This is a genomic window from Pseudomonas sp. SB113 (genome assembly GCF_040754745.1).
In the GTDB taxonomy this organism is placed as follows: domain Bacteria; phylum Pseudomonadota; class Gammaproteobacteria; order Pseudomonadales; family Pseudomonadaceae; genus Aquipseudomonas; species Aquipseudomonas grimontii.
In genome coordinates this window covers 170,660-186,484 of the sequence record NZ_JBFMHW010000007.1, presented here as the reverse complement: position 1 = coordinate 186,484, position 15,825 = coordinate 170,660, and the positions used below count along the sequence as shown (strand labels likewise).

Here is a 15,825-nt window from a genome sequence, read left to right as displayed (position 1 = left end):
GCCCTTACGGCGGGTCACTTTTGGAAAAGAGCCCTTTTGCTTACTTTTGGGTCCTTCCAAAAGTGAGCCGCCGTAAAGGCGGAACCCTAAGTGGCCGTGACCTAAATAACGGATATACACACGGAGCAAAAAATGCCGCAGTTCACAAAAATCCTGATCGCCAACCGCGGCGAAATCGCCTGCCGCATCCAACGCACGGCCCAAGCGTTGGGCTACCGCACCGTCGCCGTCTACAGCGACGCCGACGCCCAGGCCCTGCACGTGCAGATGGCCGACGAAGCCGTGTGCATCGGCCCCGCCCCGGTGCAACAGTCCTATCTCAACATCGCAGCCATCCTCGAGGCCGCCGAAAAAACCGGCGCCGACGCCATCCATCCCGGCTACGGCTTCCTCTCGGAAAACCCCGGCTTCGCCCGCGCTTGCCGAGACGCCGGCCTGACCTTCATCGGCCCCAGCGTCGAGGCCATCGAACTGATGGGCAGCAAGCGCCTGTCCAAACTGGCCATGCTGGAGGCCGGAGTGCCTTGCATCGCCGGCTACCAAGGCAACGCCCAGGACGATACTTGCCTGCAACGTGAAGCCGAGCACATTGGCTACCCGCTGATGATCAAGGCCAGCGCCGGCGGCGGCGGGCGTGGCATGCGCCTGGTCCACCAGCCAGAGGCGCTGCTGGACAATCTGCACATCGCTCGCTCGGAGGCCATGAATGCGTTCGGCAGTGACGAACTGATCCTCGAACAGGCACTGATCGAGCCGCGTCACGTCGAGATCCAACTGTTCGGCGACAGCCACGGCAACCTGATTTACCTTGGTGAACGCGACTGCTCGATCCAGCGCCGCCATCAAAAAGTCATCGAGGAAGCGCCCTGCCCGGTGATGACGCCCGAACTGCGCCAGGCCATGGGCGAGGCCGCGCTCAAGGCCGGACGCGCAGTGAATTACGTCGGCGCCGGTACCGTGGAGTTCCTGCTCGACCGCAACAGCCGGTTCTACTTCCTGGAAATGAACACCCGCCTGCAAGTGGAGCACCCGGTCACCGAGCTGATCACCGGCCTCGACCTGGTGGCCTGGCAACTGCAAATCGCCGCCGGCCAGCCGCTGCCGCTCAAGCAGGCGCAGGTAAGCCTGAACGGCCATGCCATGGAAGTACGCCTGTACGCCGAAGACCCGGCCCAGGGCTTCCTGCCGCAAACCGGTGAGGTGCTGCGCTGGGAGCCGGCTGTGGGTGTGCGGGTTGACCATGGGCTGCGCGAAGGCGAAACCATCAGCCCGTTCTATGACCCGATGCTCGGCAAAATCATCGCCCATGGCGCCACCCGCGAAGAAGCGCGGCGCAAATTGCTGCGGGCGGTGGAAGACACGCTGCTGCTGGGGGTGACGACCAACCAGCGGTTGTTGGCGGATTTGCTCAAGCACCCAGACTTTATCGGCGGCGATTTCAGTACCGGGTTTATCGCCGAGCACTTCAGCGAAATACCGCGCCAGGCAGCGACGAGTGATCAACTCGCCCTGGCCGCCGCGCTGTTTTACCAACACAGCGCCGACCGGCATCCCCAAAGCCTGGCGGGATGGCGCAACAACGCCAGTATCCCCTGCACCTTTCGCCTTGAGGTTGACGGCGAACCCCACACCATCGCCGCCGCGCCCCTGCCGCTCAGCACCGACGGCCGTCACGCCACCCTGGTGCTCAACGGCATTCGCCGCCGCATCGCTTACCACCTCGATGGCAACCAGTTGTGGCTGCCCGGCCTGACCGTGACCAACCGCACCCAGCAAGTCGCCAGCCGCCAGGCCGATACCGCCAGCGGCAGCGGCAGCGTCAAGGCTCCGATGGACGGCGCCATCGTCGACGTACGCGTCTGCGCCGGTGAACACGTGAGCAAAGGCCAACTGCTGCTGGTGCTCGAAGCCATGAAAATGGAGCACCCACTCAAGGCCTGCATGGACGGCGTGGTCAAGGCCGTACAGGTCACAGCCGGCGATCAGGTACGCAATCGCCAGGTTTTACTGGAGATCGAATAACCACCTAGTCGGAACTACAAGGCCGGGCTACGCTCTATCCCCAACAGGAAAGGACGAGTACGGGAACCTGCACGATGCCTCATTGGCTGATTATTGACCTTGAAGCCACAACGGATGAAGGCGGCTGGCCCGTGACGGAGATGGAAGTCATCGAGATCGGCGCGAGCCTGGTCAACCGCCAGGGCCGCGAGCTGGACCACTTCCAGCGCTTTGTGCGGCCGCTGCGCCGCCCATTGCTCACGCCCTTTTGTCGCCAACTGACGCATATCACCCAGGCAAACATCGACGGCGCCGCGCCCTTCACCGAGGTGTGGCCGCTGTTCGAGCGCTGGCTGGGCCAGCATCAGGCGCGCCTGGAAGGTTGGGCCAGTTGGGGTGACTATGATCGCGTGCAGCTTGAGCTCGAATGGCAGCGCCATGGCCTGGCCAGCGTCATGGCCACCACCCCCCATGTGAACCTCAAGCAGCGCTTCGCCAAGGCCCGGCGCCTGGACAAGCCGCCAGGACTCAATGGCGCCCTGCAATTGGCGGGGATGCAGTTCCAGGGCCAGCAACATCGAGCGCTGGAAGATGCGCGCAACACCGCGCGCCTGCTGCCACTGATTTTGCCGGTCTAGGCAGCTTCCCTGGCCTTGGGCATACTGGCTGACCTTTCCAGACCCTTTTTCCGAGGATTCGCACATGTTTAAAGTCAATGAGTACTTCGACGGCACCGTCAAGTCGATCGCTTTCGGCACTGCAGAAGGTCCGGCGACCCTCGGCGTGATGGCCCCGGGTGAATACGAATTCGGTACCGCCCAGCGTGAAATCATGCACGTGGTGTCCGGCGCCCTGACCGTCAAGCTGCCCGATGCCAATGACTGGGAAACCTTCGCCGCCGGCAGCCAGTTCAACGTGCCGGCCAACAGCAAGTTCCAGCTGAAGGTCGCGGTAGACACCGCTTACCTGTGCGAATACCGCGGCTGATCGCTGCGCCGCAAAAAAAATGCCCGTCTCCTGCGAGACGGGCATTTTTTATGGGCGCATGACTTATTCGAGGATGATCACCGGCATGCCCACTTCCAGGCGGCCCACGCCATCGTTGACCAGGTTCTGGCCGAAAATCGCGCCGTCCTCGGTCTTGCGGTAGGCCTCCAGCGTCACGAAAGGCTCACGGTCGGCACTGCGCTCGCCGGTGTGCGGGTCGATGGTGGTGAGAATGCAGCGTGAGCAGGGTTTGACTGCGCGAAACTCGACATCACCGATGCGCAGGCGCTTCCAGCCGTCTTCGGCGAAGGCTTCGCTGCCCTCGATCACAAGGTTGGGGCGAAAACGCAGCATGTCCATGGGACGGCCGACTTTTTGCGAGAGGTCGTCGAGGGACGCTTGCCCGATCACCAGCAACGGATAACCGTCGGCAAACGCTACCTGGTCATCATCGCGGCCGTAACCCGCTTGGGTGGTGCGGGCACGTTCCAGGGGGATCTGCACCAGCCGCGTGGGCTTGCCGATAAACTCGCTGACCCACGCGGCGGCTTCGTCGCCGGCGTCCGGCACACGCAAGGTGTCGCGCCAGATGGTCACGCCGCGCAACTGCGCCGCGCTGCCCGGCAACGCCACGTCCAGTGGCGCGTAGCCAGGCGAACTCAGGGTCAGGCCGCCGCTGCGGTTCCACAGCGCCGACAGCTGGCTCATCTTCGCCACGGCGCGCTGGGTGAGGAAACGCCCGCTGGCCTCATCCACCAGCATCCAGCGTCGGTCCCCGTCCAACCCGAGCTTATCCAGGCCAATCTGTTGCAGGATCTCGGCCTTGCCGGACTTCAAGGGGTAACGGTACAACGCGCTGAGACGAAGCATGAGCCTGCATTCCTGAGGGGCAAAGCCGTCACCCTAAGGTCAAGCGGACGCTTCGTCCAGCATCAGGCGCTGACGGACCACATCCACCAGCTTGTCCGGCTGGAACTTGGACAGGAAGTTGTCGCATCCGACCTTCTTCACCATCGAGTCGTTGAAGCTGCCCGACAGCGAGGTGTGCAATACCACGTAGAGCTTGCGCAGGCGTGGGTCGTTGCGGATTTCAGTCGTGAGACGGTAGCCGTCCATCTCGGGCATTTCGGCGTCGGTGAAGATCATCAGCAGCTTGTCGGTCATGACATGGCCGGCGTCCGCCCAGGCCTTGAGCATGTTCAGCGCCTTGAGGCCGTCGCTGGCGATGTGCATCTTCACGCCCAGTTGGCCGAGGGTGTCGCGCAATTGCGACAGGGCCACGTTGGAGTCGTCCACCAGCAGCACTTCGCGGCCACGGGCGCGTTCCAGCACCGGGTCGTCGAGCTTTTCGCGGGAAACCTTGGCGTTGTACGGCACGATCTCGGCGAGGACTTTTTCCACGTCAATGATCTCCACCAACTGGTCATCGACCTTGCTGATGGCGGTGAGGTAATGCTGGCGCCCGGCGCTGGTCGGCGGCGGCAGGATGGCTTCCCAGTTCATGTTGACGATGCGGTCCACGCCGCCCACCAGGAACGCCTGCACCGAGCGGTTGTACTCGGTGACGATAATGGTGCTGTTAGGGCCCGGCACCAGCGGACGCATGCCGATAGCCTGGGACAAGTCGATCACCGGCAGGGTCTGGCCACGCAGGTTGACCACACCGCACACGAAGGGGTGGCGCTGGGGCATCAGGGTCAACTTGGGCAGTTGCAGGACTTCCTGCACCTTGAACACGTTGATAGCGAACAGTTGCCGCCCGGCCAGGCGAAACATGAGGATCTCCAGGCGATTCTCACCCACCAGTTGCGTGCGTTGGTCTACCGTGTCGAGAATGCCGGCCATTAAGAGCTCCTGGTGTGCGCTGGAAAGTAATGCGCGAAGTGTTTGTGCAGTTAGCTTGTTATCGGCGGCAAACGCCGGACCTTGACCCCGGTAAAATGCCAGGTAAATTCATTGATGTCACACTGACATCATGCTTTACTGCTGAAGCCTGTTAATACGGCGGTGCAGCGACGTTGCGCGACACTCAAATCGACGCAAGGTTCCGCTATGTAAGGGATTCCCCTATGCACAATCAGGCCCAACCTGATATTCGCAGTATCTAATAGCCATTAATGTGACGCCATTCTCATTGCATGAATGGAGTCAGGCTTTTGTTTGCCATCCCAAGTCCTCGACCCACGGGTCTTCCAGACGTTCACGTCGCGGCAACTGAAGGTGTGCAATCGAGCCCGCTCACGAGGGCCACGCACAGCCGTCGCCGTCATTCAAATAAACGTCCTACTGAAAACTCAGAAGCGACCTACAGATTCCCGTTATCTTTCAGCGGTAGTTTTACGCCATTCACCCGGTGCGACCTCTCATCACCCGACCTTATGTTGTGGAGACTTGCATGATGAACGACGGTAACGAGTGGCAAGTTGCACTTCCAGAGTTCCTGCACGAGGCTCAAAAGCTGCTGACCAAGTCGGAAGAATGCCTGAGCCACCTGCATTTGATCCGCAACGACAGTGACGCCATCGACTGCATGAAAACCAGCCTGATCAAGCTCGCCGAAAAGGCCGATTGTCTGGCCCTGCAAGCGATCAGCGAGTTTTCGCGGCATATCCAGGACGTGATCGCCAACGCCGAAAACCCTTTGCAGCTACATGATCAAGCCCTGGAGGCCCTGCATGACTGCTTGACATTGCTGGCCTGGCAGTTGGAACTGATCGATGCGAAAACAGGCCAACTGACCATGGATAAAGAAGAACAGACCAAGTTGATTGACACGGTCACCTTACAAATTCCGCAAAAGGGTTTCAGTTACAAGCCGCAACAACGTATGCATCATTTGTCTTGAGGCGTTATCAGGTCGCATTCAAGCACAGGGTTATCTAAAAACGACGAATCCAACTAATTTCGTTGGAACGGCGTGGCGCGTTAATATCAATTAGCCATTAACGATACAAACCCTTTAAAATAATACAACCTCACTTCATTAACTCTGGGATTACCCTTCCCGGAGTTTTTGCGCGTTTAAATAAGCGCACCACGCAAGGCACCTGGCGACCAACGGTAAGAGTGGTGGTACTATGCCTGCGCTCGGAGTAACTGAACTTCAGCCTGCTTGAGAACGATTCAAGAACGTATTCCAAACAGAGCCCGGTCAGCCGCGACCGGTCTTCCCGCAGCGAACCTTCATTGGCTCCATCCGCTATGCATGCCAGCCTTAAGACATTCATTGCAAGGGCCGCGTCCCGCAGTCACGCACGCCGTTTGATCCTCGCCCTGTGCCTTGGCTCGCTCCTGCTGAGCCTGTGGGCCTACAGCCGTTCCGCGCCGCTGCCGCTGATGGTGCTGCTGCTCAACCTGGCCACCTTAATGGTGGTTGGCCTGCAACAGTGGCGCTCGCGTAAATCCATCAAGTTCCAGCCTCAGGAATTGGCCGATCGCCTGCTGCAAGTGCAGGAAAACGAACGCCATCGCCTCAGCCGCGAACTGCATGACGATATCGGCCAGTTGCTGACTGCCGCCAAGCTGCAAAGCGAATGGCTCAAGCGCCGCCTGCCGGATGAGCTGCAAAGCCAGTGCAGTATCCTGTGCAACACCTTGAATGAGACCCTGGCCAAGGTGCGCGACGTATCCGCCATCCTCAACCCCCGCCAGCTCGCCAGCCTGGGCCTGGAGGCCAGCCTGCGCGCGCACCTGCTCAAGACCCTGGAAAACACTCCGGTGCACTGGAGCCTTGAATGCCAGCAACGACTGACCGGCATCCCGGAAGAAATGGCCGTGGCAGCCTTTCGCATTACCCAGGAAGCCGTGACCAACATGCTGCGCCACGCCCAGGCGCGCAATCTGCTGGTGCGCCTGCAACGCCTGCCCGAGGGCCTGTCGCTGACCATCTGCGATGACGGCAAGGGCTTTTCACCCGCTATCAATCCCGGTCTGGAAGGTCAACGGGGCATGGCAGGCATGTCCGAGCGCATTGATCAGCTGGGCGGTTCATTATCCGTCAGCAGCCAGCCAGGCAACGGGACACGGATCGACGCGATTTTCCCCTGGGCGCCCCGCGCCCTCGAACGGGCCAGCGCCCCTAAGGTTATCGAGTGAGCTGCACATTACTCCTGGTGGATGACCATGCACTGATCCGGGCCGGCGTACGTGCGCTGATCCAGGATATTCCCGGCTACACGGTAACCGGCGAAGCCAGCGATGGCGCGCAATTGCTCGAGCAGTTCAATGCCTTGCTGCCGGACATCGTACTGCTGGACCTGTCGATGAAACACACCAGTGGCCTGGACGCTCTACAGCAACTCAAGCGGGTGCACCCCAAGAGCAAGGTGCTGATCCTGTCGATGCACACCGACCCGGAGCTGATCATGTGCGCGCTGGAGGCCGGCGCCCACGGCTACCTGCTCAAGGACACCACCGCCAACGAGTTGGAACACGCGCTGCTGGCCTTGCGCAACAACGAGCGTTACCTGAGCCCGGCGATCGCCCATACCGTGATCAACCAGGCCCTGGTGCGCAGCCAGGGGCCGGTAACGCCCGCCGGCCACGGCCACAACCTCACGGCCCGCCAATTGGAAATCCTGCGCCTGATCGTGCGCGGCAAATCCACCCGGGAGATCGCCCATGGCCTGGGCCTGAGCATCAAGACCGTCGAAGCCCACCGCTCGCAAATCATGAAGCGCCTGCAGATATTCGATGTGGCGGGCCTGGTGCTATTTGCCGTGCGCGAGCAGATCATCAGCCTGGACGACTAGGGGCGAACCCACCGGCAGATGCACGCGCAGGGCCTTGGGCAAGGCCTCGAAGTGCAGGTCGTCACCTTCCAGCGGCTCGCCATCGAGGTTGATGTACAAGCCCTGCGCGACCTTGATATTCACCCACGGCAGGCGCGCACGCACGAACATCGCGTCCAGCTCCCAACCGTTGCCCATCAGCTCGCGCAAGGTGCCGACTACTTCCTGGGGCGCCGGCAGGATACTGACGTCTAGCAAGCCATCGTCGGCCAATGCCCCAGGGCACAGCACATGCCCACCGCCCGCCTGGCGACCGTTGCCGATGCCCAGCGCCAACAGCTCGCCTTTCCAGTGAAAATCCGGCCCGTCCAGCTCGGCATAGGCGGCCTTCAACTCGCTGAAGCGCGTCAGGCCGGTGAACAGGTAGGCGGCGCCGCCGAGGACTTTCTTCAAATCTTCGGAGGTATTGGCGGTGACCTGGCTGCCGAAGCCGCCGGTGGCCATATTGAGGAAAATCTGCCCGCCGACCTGGCCGAGGTCGATCGCCCTGGGCGGCACGTCCAGCAACGCCAGGGCCTGGGCGGGCTCCAACGACACGCCGGCAGCCTTGGCGAAATCATTGGCGGTCCCCAGAGGCATCAGCACCAGGCTGGCGTGGCCCTTGGCCTGGGCCATGGCCTCGGCCACGTCGCGCAAGGTGCCGTCGCCGCCGCCGGCAATGATGTGGGTATAGCCGCCCTCCAAGGCCTCCTTGACCAGGCGCTTTGCGTCACCGCCCTCCCAGGTCACCCGTACCGCCAGCTCCCAACCCTGCTCGCGCCGGGCCAGCACGGCGCTGCGCACGTCCTCGTTGAGGGCTTGCTTGCCGTGGAGGATCAACAGTGCCTTGGGTGTGGTCATGGATGGCTTACTCCTGGATTCAAAGGTGCTTGAAGGATGTGGACCTTGGGCGACCGAAAAAAAGCCATGGGCGTTGAAAAATTAATCCAGCGACTGATTAGAAGTTATCCATCGCGCTGCACATCGACAGCTTGCCCTTGGACGCAGGCTCCACAGCGACCCATTGCTTGGCGCCCGCCGGCAGTTCATGCAACTGGATCGAACAATTGGCATACATAGACGCCTGCACCCTGTAATCCACCCCGGGCCGAGGCACGAAGGCCATGCTGGCGGAGCATTGCCGGGAATACTGCAATTGCCCCAGGTAGTGAAAGGCGATCGGCGTGTTCGCCGGCACCACCAATTCCGACGACACCGCAGCCGCCCACGAATAAATCGGCCCAGGCATGCCCAGGCTTTCACCGTTGTGATCCGGGAAGCCCGCTTTCGTCGACGCCATCACCCCGGCGCCCGGCACGTTCCAGTCCAGGCAATCACGCCCCGGCACCGCGCGCACCAGACCATCGGTGATCAACCGCACGCGGGCGGTCTCGCCGGTCTGCGGTGCAACGTAGCCGGTGGACAGGGAGCGGATGTTCGCCACCTGGCCGCAGCCGGTCAGCAGTACCAGCAACGCCACGGGAACCACACGTAAAAGGCTCATCAGCAGTCAACTCGCAGAGGAATAAAGGGCCGCTTACGGCTGACGGCAATTCTGGTTGACCGACAGCTCTGGCGCCGGCTCGTACTTCACCTGCTGCAAGCCATCAGCGCCCTGGAAGATGAAGTACTTGATCCGGCAGTCCTTGAACATCGGCGAATAACCCTCAGCCCGGAAGCCTTGTCCATCAACTTGCTTGGTCACAGCGTTGTTTCGGCTGACCACCGCGAGCACCTGGGCGTAACTCTGGCCCATCTTCACCCCCGGCTCGCCGGTGACCGTCATCGACGAGGCGCAACCGCCCAGCCCTGCCACCGCCAATGCGACGCCGTACAGTCCATTGCGTAGATCGTTCATGCCTTGCTTCCTTTTAGTGTTGGATCAGCGGCGGCCTTCGCACACCGGTGATTCGCCAGCGCGGCCAAGCTTGCACATGTCCAAGTTATCTTTGCGTGTGAAGCCCGCATCTTTCATGCAGTAGAAGCTCCTAAGTCTCTCGTCGATTGAGCCGCCGCCCGTGCCCGCCACATTCTCGTACCCGCACGCGAGCATACTGCTCTTGACGCCCTCTACAGAGACCCCGCTCTTTTGCCAATAGATAAAATCAGGCGGCGGCGGTTGAAAGCCCCTGCCCGTGCAGCCAATCAATAACACCGCGTAAACACTCAACAGCAGGCTCTTCCTGAACATCGCGTTCTTCCTCATGGTTTGCGTAGATCGTTCACGCGCCAGCGCGTCCCTGGCATTGCCCATGGCTCAACGTCAGGTTAATGCCGCTGGCACGGACGCAACGTCCTTGCACCGGATCATCGACAGGATTCATTGGACATCTTCGGCCTGATCGCCACTGAGCACTACGCGGTCGATCTTGAAGCACGGCGTTTGATTGCGCGGTAAGCGCGGAGGTGGCGACGCAAGACGGCAGCAAAACAGAGGGTTTTGCTCGAGAGGGGGGCGACAGACATTTCGCATCCTTGTGAATGAAACTTCCTACATGCGCAGGTTGGTCATCACAAAGACGTAAAAGTGCCATGGCGAAACATGGCACTGTGACACATTCGACACAATCAGCCGCAGCCGACACCCAGGAACTTCAAGCCCGAAGGCTCTACTTCAAGGCATAGAGAGGTTTTGCACGGTATACACGGCGCAATCAGCTTTTGTGTAATTTACTCATCAACTGCGCCTCAGCCTGGGTCAAGCCACACGACTGGGTCAGTTCATCCACCGTAGCGCCCATGCCCACCAGCTTCGCCGCCTGGGCAAATGACAGGCTGGAAGGGTCACGCTGCTCGATCTGCGCCAGCTTGTCCGGCAACGGCGCGAGAATGGCGCGCAGTTCATGCACCTCGTCCCCGACCCTCACCGCACTCTGCTGGAAGTGATCAACCCGCTTGACCAGCTCCAGCACACGTCGATCACGCACCGCATCGCGCTCGGCCTGCTGCATCGCCAATTCGCGCTGCTGGCGTATAGAGCGCAGCAGAAAACCCAAGGTCCCGGCCCACAACAGGGCCAGGACAATCACCGCGACCTCAAGGAACAATCAGATGCTCTCCAGTTCCGACCATTCTTCTTCGCTCATCATTTTGTCCAGCTCAACCAGAATCAACAGTTCGTTGTTCTTGTTGCACACGCCCTGGATGAACTTGGCCGATTCCTCGTTACCCACGTTCGGCGCGGTTTCCACTTCCGATTGGCGCAGGTAGACCACTTCCGCGACGCTGTCGACCATGATCCCGACCACTTGCTTGTCGGCTTCGATGATGACGATACGCGTGTTGTCGCTGACTTCGACCGTGTCCAGGCCAAAACGCTGGCGGGTGTCGATCACCGTCACCACGTTGCCGCGCAGGTTGATGATGCCCAGCACATAACTTGGCGCACCTGGAACCGGAGCGATTTCGGTGTAGCGCAGCACTTCCTGCACGCGCATCACGTTAATACCGTAGGTTTCGTTGTCCAGTTTGAAGGTAACCCATTGCAGGATCGGATCATCCAAACCTTGTGCGGACGCTGACTTGTTCATAGCTGTGACCCCTTCAAATGCCGATGTAGGCGGCGTGTGTACTTCTTTTGGCCGCACGCGCGTGCGGCCCTTATTGTCCAATCAACTGCGTTTGTTCACCGGCATCGCTTTAACGGCACCGCTGGCGATCAACTCGGCCAGTTCGGCAACGTCCAGCAAGGCGCACATGTGTTCGATCACGGTACCTGCCAGCCAAGGCCGCTGGCCCCGGTGGCTGCGCCATTTGATTTCATTCGGGTCCAGGCGCAGCGAACGGCTGACTTGATGCACTGCCAGCCCCCATTCGTAGCCCTGCACCGAGATCACGTATTGCAAGCCTTGGCGGAAGTCATCGCGGTAGCGGTCAGGCATCACCCAGCGCGCGGTGTCCAGCACCTTGAGGTTGCCGGCCTGGCTCGGCAGGATGCCCAGGAACCACTCCGGCTGCCCGAACAACGGCGTCAACTCCTGGCCTTCCAGGGAATAGATCGAGCCCAGGCACACCAGCGGCACCGCCAGGGTCAACCCGGCGACATCAAACAGCAAACATTCGAACGGTTCGGCAGCCCAGGCCGGCCGATCATCACCGCTCACCGGAGGTGGCGTGATGCTCGGTGGCAGGTGCACTTCCACAATCGGCTCGACCACCGCAGGCGCGACGGGCGTGACCACCGGGACGGCCACCGGCACAACAGCCGGCACGATCACCGGCGCGACGTGCGCATCACGGGCCTGTTCCTCCAATACAGCCAACTGGAACTCATCGAGGCTGCTCGAGGACGGCACTTCGACCGCCGGTTCCAGCACCAGCATCGGTTCCGACAATTCTTCGGCGGTCGCGTCCTGCAGCAAGGCATCCAGGTAGGATTCCAGTGCCAGTTGCGGCCGGGTCTTGACCTTGAGTTCGACGGGACGGTTCATCATCAGGCCACCTGCGCCACAAGTTGCTGGGACAGCAGGTGCTTGAGCAATGCACGGTAGGCCAGCACGCCACGGCTTTTGCCGTCGAACTGCGACGGCGTGAGCCCGGCACGGCTGGCATCGCGCAGACGCGTGTCCACCGGGATGTAGCCATTCCAGATGGTCTCCGGGTAGGCGTCGCGCAGTACGCGCAAGGTGCCCAGGGACGCCTGGGTGCGGCGGTCGAACAGGGTCGGCACGATGCTGTACGGCAACGCCTGTTTGCGCGAACGGTTGATCATCGCCAGGGTGCTGACCATACGCTCCAGGCCTTTGACCGCCAGGTGCTCGGTCTGCACCGGGATCACCAGTTGCTGGCTGGCCGCCAAGGCGTTGACCATCAGCACGCCGAGCAACGGCGGGCTGTCGATGATGGCGTAGTCGAAGTCCTGCCACAGTTGCGCCAGGGTCTTGGCGATCACCAGGCCCAGGCCGCTCTGCCCCGGCGACTGGCGCTCAAGGGTGGCCAGCGCGGTGCTCGACGGCAGCAGGGAAATACTCTCGTTGCTGGTCGGCAGCAACAATTGCCCCGGCAGGTCGGACGGTACGTTGCCTTTGTGCAGGAACAAGTCGTAGTTGCTGTGCTCGAGCGCATCCGGGTCGTAGCCGAAATAGCTGGTCATCGAGCCGTGGGGGTCGAGGTCGACCACGACCACACGCTTGCCCGCCTCGGCCAGCAAGCCGGCTAAAGCGATGGAGGTGGTGGTCTTGCCGACTCCACCTTTTTGATTGGCAACTGCCCAGACTCTCATTCGGATGGTTCCTCCCGGTGGGCACACGCGCGACCGAGACATTGCATAAGGTTAGTGAGCCGGCGACGGAGAATTGACGGCACTCTGCTGAACCGGCGGCTTTGCAGGGGCCGGTGCAGTTTGTGTGCCAGCGCGCTTCAAGGCCGCATCCGGTGTTGCATTGGCGGTACCGGTGCCGGTCAGGCTGCGGCGCACCTCCAGGTTTCGTGACACCACCAACACCACCCGACGGTTGCGCGCGCGGCCCTCGAGCGTGGCGTTATTGGCCACCGGCTGGAACTCGCCATACCCCACCGACGCCAGGCGTCCAGGGTTCACGCCCTGCATCGCAAGCATGCGCACGATGCTCGCGGCACGGGCCGATGACAGCTCCCAGTTGGTCGGGTATTGCGCGGTACTGATCGGCACATTGTCGGTAAAGCCTTCAACGTGGATCGGGTTTTCAAACGGTTTGAGGATCGCCGCCACCTTGTCGATGATGGTGAACGCCTGGTCGCTGGGCAACGCATCGGCACTGGCGAACAGCAGGCTGGAATTGAGCTCGATCTCTACCCACAACTCATTGCCGCGCACGGTCATCTGGTTGGAGCTGATCAGGTCGCCAAACGCGGCACTGATGTCATCGGCGATGCTTTTCAGCGGATCGCTGGTGCCGCCTACGCCGGCCGCGGTTTCGTCGCTGTCGTTGACCAGCGGCTTGGCCGGGGTCACGGTCTTGGGCCGCTCCTCGCCAATAGGGATCGGCTTGAGCGAACGGTCAGTGTCGTTGAACACGCCGATCAACGCCTGGGAAATGACTTTGTACTTGCCTTCGTTGATCGACGAGATGGAGTACATCACCACGAAAAATGCGAACAGCAAGGTGATGAAGTCTGCATAGGACACCAGCCACCGTTCGTGGTTGACGTGTTCTTCAGGCTCGCGACGGCGACGGCTCATTGGCATTACTCCCCATCAATCCATGAAGCCCTGGAGCTTCAATTCGATGGAGCGTGGGTTCTCGCCCTCGGCAATCGAGAGAATGCCTTCAAGCAGCATCTCGCGGTAACGGGACTGGCGCATGGCAATCGACTTGAGCTTGCTGGCCACCGGCAACAGCACCAGGTTGGCACTGGCCACCCCGTAGATGGTGGCAACGAACGCCACGGCAATGCCGCTGCCCAGCTGCGACGGATCGGCCAGGTTGCCCATCACGTGGATCAAGCCCATCACCGCGCCGATGATGCCGATAGTCGGCGCGTAGCCACCCATGCTTTCAAACACTTTGGCGGCGTTGATGTCGCGGCTTTCCTGGGTGTAGAAATCCACTTCAAGAATGCTGCGGATCGCTTCCGGCTCGGCGCCGTCCACCAGCAATTGCAGGCCTTTGCGCGAGTAGCTGTCGGGCTCGGCATCAGCCACGCCCTCGAGGCCCAGCAGGCCTTCCTTGCGCGCGGTCAGGCTCCAGTTGACCACCCGATCGATGCCACCGGCCAAGTCGACGCGCGGCGGAAAAATGATCCAGATGAGGATTTGCATCGCACGCTTGAACGAACTCATCGGTGATTGCAGCAACGCAGCGCCCACCGTGCCGCCAATCACGATCAGTGCCGCCGGGCCGTTGGCCAGGGCGCCAAGGTGACCGCCTTCGAGGTAGTTGCCGCCAATAATCGCGACAAACGCCAGGATGATGCCGATCAGGCTCAATACATCCATCAGAGGCAGGCCTCCACCAGATGCTTGCCAATGTCGTCCAGGCTGTAGATGGCGTCGGCCAGGTCAGCCTTGACGATGGCCATGGGCATGCCATAGATCACACAGCTGGCTTCGTCCTGAGCCCAGATCGCGCTGCCGCCCTGCTTGAGCAGGCGCGCGCCTTCACGGCCGTCGGCGCCCATGCCGGTGAGCACCACCGCCAGAACTTTGTCACCGTAGGACTTGGCCGCCGAACCGAAGGTGATGTCCACGCACGGCTTGTAGTTGAGGCGTTCATCGCCCGGCAGGATTTTGATCGCGCCACGGGCATCGACCATCATCTGCTTGCCGCCTGGGGCCAGCAACGCCAGGCCAGGACGCAGGATGTCGCCATCCTCGGCTTCCTTGACGCTGATGCGGCACAGCTTGTCCAGGCGCTCGGCGAAGGCCTTGGTGAACGCGGCGGGCATGTGCTGGATCAAGACGATCGGTGCCGGGAAGTTCGCCGGCAATTGGGTCAACACGCGCTGCAAGGCGACCGGACCGCCGGTAGAAGTGCCGATGGCGACCAGCTTATAGGCCTTGCGCTTCGGCGCAGGCGAATGCGCAGCCGCAGGTGCCGGCGTCCGCGCCGGTGGTGCGGCAGGCCGTGCAACCGGTGCCGGCGCCGGGCGACCGAATGAGGAACTGCTCGGCGCAGCCGGTGCAGCAACCGGTGCCGGCGTAGGGGCTGGCGCGCTGAACAGGCTGCGGCGGTTGCTGCGGGAAATACTGTGGACTTTCTCGCACAGCAGTTGCTTGACCTTCTCGGGGTTGCGCGAGATGTCTTCGAAATTCTTCGGCAGGAAGTCCACCGCACCCGCATCCAACGCGTCGAGGGTCACTCGGGCGCCTTCGTGGGTCAGCGAGGAGAACATCAATACCGGGGTCGGGCAGCGTTGCATGATGTGCCGAACTGCCGTGATGCCATCCATCATCGGCATCTCGTAGTCCATGGTGATCACGTCCGGCTTCAACGCAATGGCTTGATCAATCGCCTCTTTGCCGTTGGTGGCCGTGCCGACCACCTGGATGCTTGGATCGGCGGAAAGAATTTCCGAGACGCGGCGGCGGAAGAAACCCGAATCGTCCACCACCAGGACCTTGACTGCCATAAACACTCCGTTAGGTGGG

General features: G+C 61.4%; 19 protein-coding genes. 6 read left to right on the top strand and 13 right to left on the bottom strand.

All coding sequences use genetic code 11. The features are described from left to right. The first annotated feature begins 132 nt into the window (after window positions 1–132). The 3 genes from AB1462_RS11940 (at window position 133) to AB1462_RS11930 (ending at window position 2,988) form a co-directional block, all read left to right on the top strand. Entirely contained in the window at window positions 133–2,022 is a 1,890-nt protein-coding gene (locus AB1462_RS11940) for an acetyl-CoA carboxylase biotin carboxylase subunit (protein WP_367246763.1), read from the top strand. Window positions 2,023–2,096: 74 nt separating this feature from the next. Then, entirely contained in the window at window positions 2,097–2,639 is a 543-nt protein-coding gene (locus AB1462_RS11935; RefSeq protein WP_090399963.1) for an exonuclease domain-containing protein, read from the top strand. A 64-nt stretch (window positions 2,640–2,703) separates the two neighbouring features. Continuing rightward, a complete protein-coding gene (locus tag AB1462_RS11930; protein WP_090399965.1) occupies window positions 2,704–2,988 on the top strand; it encodes a pyrimidine/purine nucleoside phosphorylase in 285 nt (94 codons plus the stop codon). Between the two features lie 63 nt (window positions 2,989–3,051). Here the strand turns inward: AB1462_RS11930 and AB1462_RS11925 are convergent, their stop codons facing one another. Further along, on the bottom strand, window positions 3,052–3,858 hold the full coding sequence (locus AB1462_RS11925; protein ID WP_090399967.1) for an MOSC domain-containing protein: 807 nt from the start codon (window positions 3,856–3,858) through the stop codon (window positions 3,052–3,054). A 39-nt stretch (window positions 3,859–3,897) separates the two neighbouring features. Then, window positions 3,898–4,833 carry a chemotaxis protein CheV gene (locus AB1462_RS11920; protein WP_027603884.1) on the bottom strand — a complete coding sequence of 312 codons (936 nt, stop codon included), beginning with the start codon at window positions 4,831–4,833 and terminating at the stop codon, window positions 3,898–3,900. Between the two features lie 550 nt (window positions 4,834–5,383). On the opposite strand from AB1462_RS11920, the gene AB1462_RS11915 reads away from it, so the two are divergent. The 3 genes from AB1462_RS11915 to AB1462_RS11905 all read left to right on the top strand — a co-directional run bounded on the left by AB1462_RS11915 (window position 5,384) and on the right by AB1462_RS11905 (window position 7,739). Beyond that, complete coding sequence (locus AB1462_RS11915; protein ID WP_186731528.1) at window positions 5,384–5,833, top strand: hypothetical protein; 450 nt, start codon at window positions 5,384–5,386, stop codon at window positions 5,831–5,833. Between the two features lie 356 nt (window positions 5,834–6,189). Further along, entirely contained in the window at window positions 6,190–7,083 is an 894-nt protein-coding gene (locus AB1462_RS11910; RefSeq protein ID WP_090399969.1) for a sensor histidine kinase, read from the top strand. After that, window positions 7,080–7,739 carry a response regulator transcription factor gene (locus AB1462_RS11905; RefSeq protein ID WP_090399971.1) on the top strand — a complete coding sequence of 220 codons (660 nt, stop codon included), beginning with the start codon at window positions 7,080–7,082 and terminating at the stop codon, window positions 7,737–7,739. The genes AB1462_RS11910 and AB1462_RS11905 overlap by 4 nt, the downstream gene beginning before the upstream one ends. On the opposite strand, the gene yegS is transcribed toward AB1462_RS11905, so the two are convergent. From yegS to AB1462_RS11850, 11 genes are all read right to left on the bottom strand, one after another. Then, window positions 7,698–8,618: a lipid kinase YegS gene (gene yegS, locus AB1462_RS11900; protein ID WP_315337926.1), complete on the bottom strand. Its 921-nt coding sequence runs from the start codon at window positions 8,616–8,618 to the stop codon at window positions 7,698–7,700. The genes AB1462_RS11905 and yegS overlap by 42 nt on opposite strands. A gap of 97 nt (window positions 8,619–8,715) precedes the next feature. Then, window positions 8,716–9,261 carry a hypothetical protein gene (locus AB1462_RS11895; RefSeq protein ID WP_090399974.1) on the bottom strand — a complete coding sequence of 182 codons (546 nt, stop codon included), beginning with the start codon at window positions 9,259–9,261 and terminating at the stop codon, window positions 8,716–8,718. 33 nt (window positions 9,262–9,294) lie between these two features. Next, entirely contained in the window at window positions 9,295–9,615 is a 321-nt protein-coding gene (locus AB1462_RS11890; RefSeq protein ID WP_090399976.1) for a hypothetical protein, read from the bottom strand. Between the two features lie 24 nt (window positions 9,616–9,639). Further along, window positions 9,640–9,948, bottom strand: a complete 309-nt coding sequence (locus AB1462_RS11885) for a hypothetical protein (protein ID WP_090409756.1) — start codon at window positions 9,946–9,948, stop codon at window positions 9,640–9,642. Between the two features lie 463 nt (window positions 9,949–10,411). Continuing rightward, the gene (locus AB1462_RS11880) at window positions 10,412–10,804 is read right to left on the bottom strand and encodes a DUF2802 domain-containing protein (RefSeq protein ID WP_090399978.1); all 393 of its coding nucleotides are present in this window, start codon (window positions 10,802–10,804) and stop codon (window positions 10,412–10,414) included. Next, entirely contained in the window at window positions 10,805–11,287 is a 483-nt protein-coding gene (locus tag AB1462_RS11875) for a chemotaxis protein CheW (protein WP_005790025.1), read from the bottom strand. Between the two features lie 81 nt (window positions 11,288–11,368). Next, window positions 11,369–12,187, bottom strand: coding sequence for a CheW domain-containing protein (locus AB1462_RS11870; protein ID WP_146371552.1), 819 nt, complete (start codon window positions 12,185–12,187; stop codon window positions 11,369–11,371). 2 nt (window positions 12,188–12,189) lie between these two features. After that, window positions 12,190–12,978: a ParA family protein gene (locus tag AB1462_RS11865; protein ID WP_090399980.1), complete on the bottom strand. Its 789-nt coding sequence runs from the start codon at window positions 12,976–12,978 to the stop codon at window positions 12,190–12,192. A gap of 51 nt (window positions 12,979–13,029) precedes the next feature. Beyond that, the gene (gene motD, locus AB1462_RS11860) at window positions 13,030–13,917 is read right to left on the bottom strand and encodes a flagellar motor protein MotD (protein ID WP_090399982.1); all 888 of its coding nucleotides are present in this window, start codon (window positions 13,915–13,917) and stop codon (window positions 13,030–13,032) included. Between the two features lie 15 nt (window positions 13,918–13,932). Continuing rightward, window positions 13,933–14,673 (bottom strand): flagellar motor protein, encoded by a 741-nt coding sequence (locus AB1462_RS11855; protein ID WP_027603872.1) that lies wholly within the window; start codon window positions 14,671–14,673, stop codon window positions 13,933–13,935. Further along, window positions 14,673–15,806, bottom strand: coding sequence for a chemotaxis response regulator protein-glutamate methylesterase (locus tag AB1462_RS11850; protein WP_367246762.1), 1,134 nt, complete (start codon window positions 15,804–15,806; stop codon window positions 14,673–14,675). Before AB1462_RS11850 ends, AB1462_RS11855 begins: the two co-directional genes overlap by 1 nt. Window positions 15,807–15,825 lie beyond the last annotated feature (19 nt).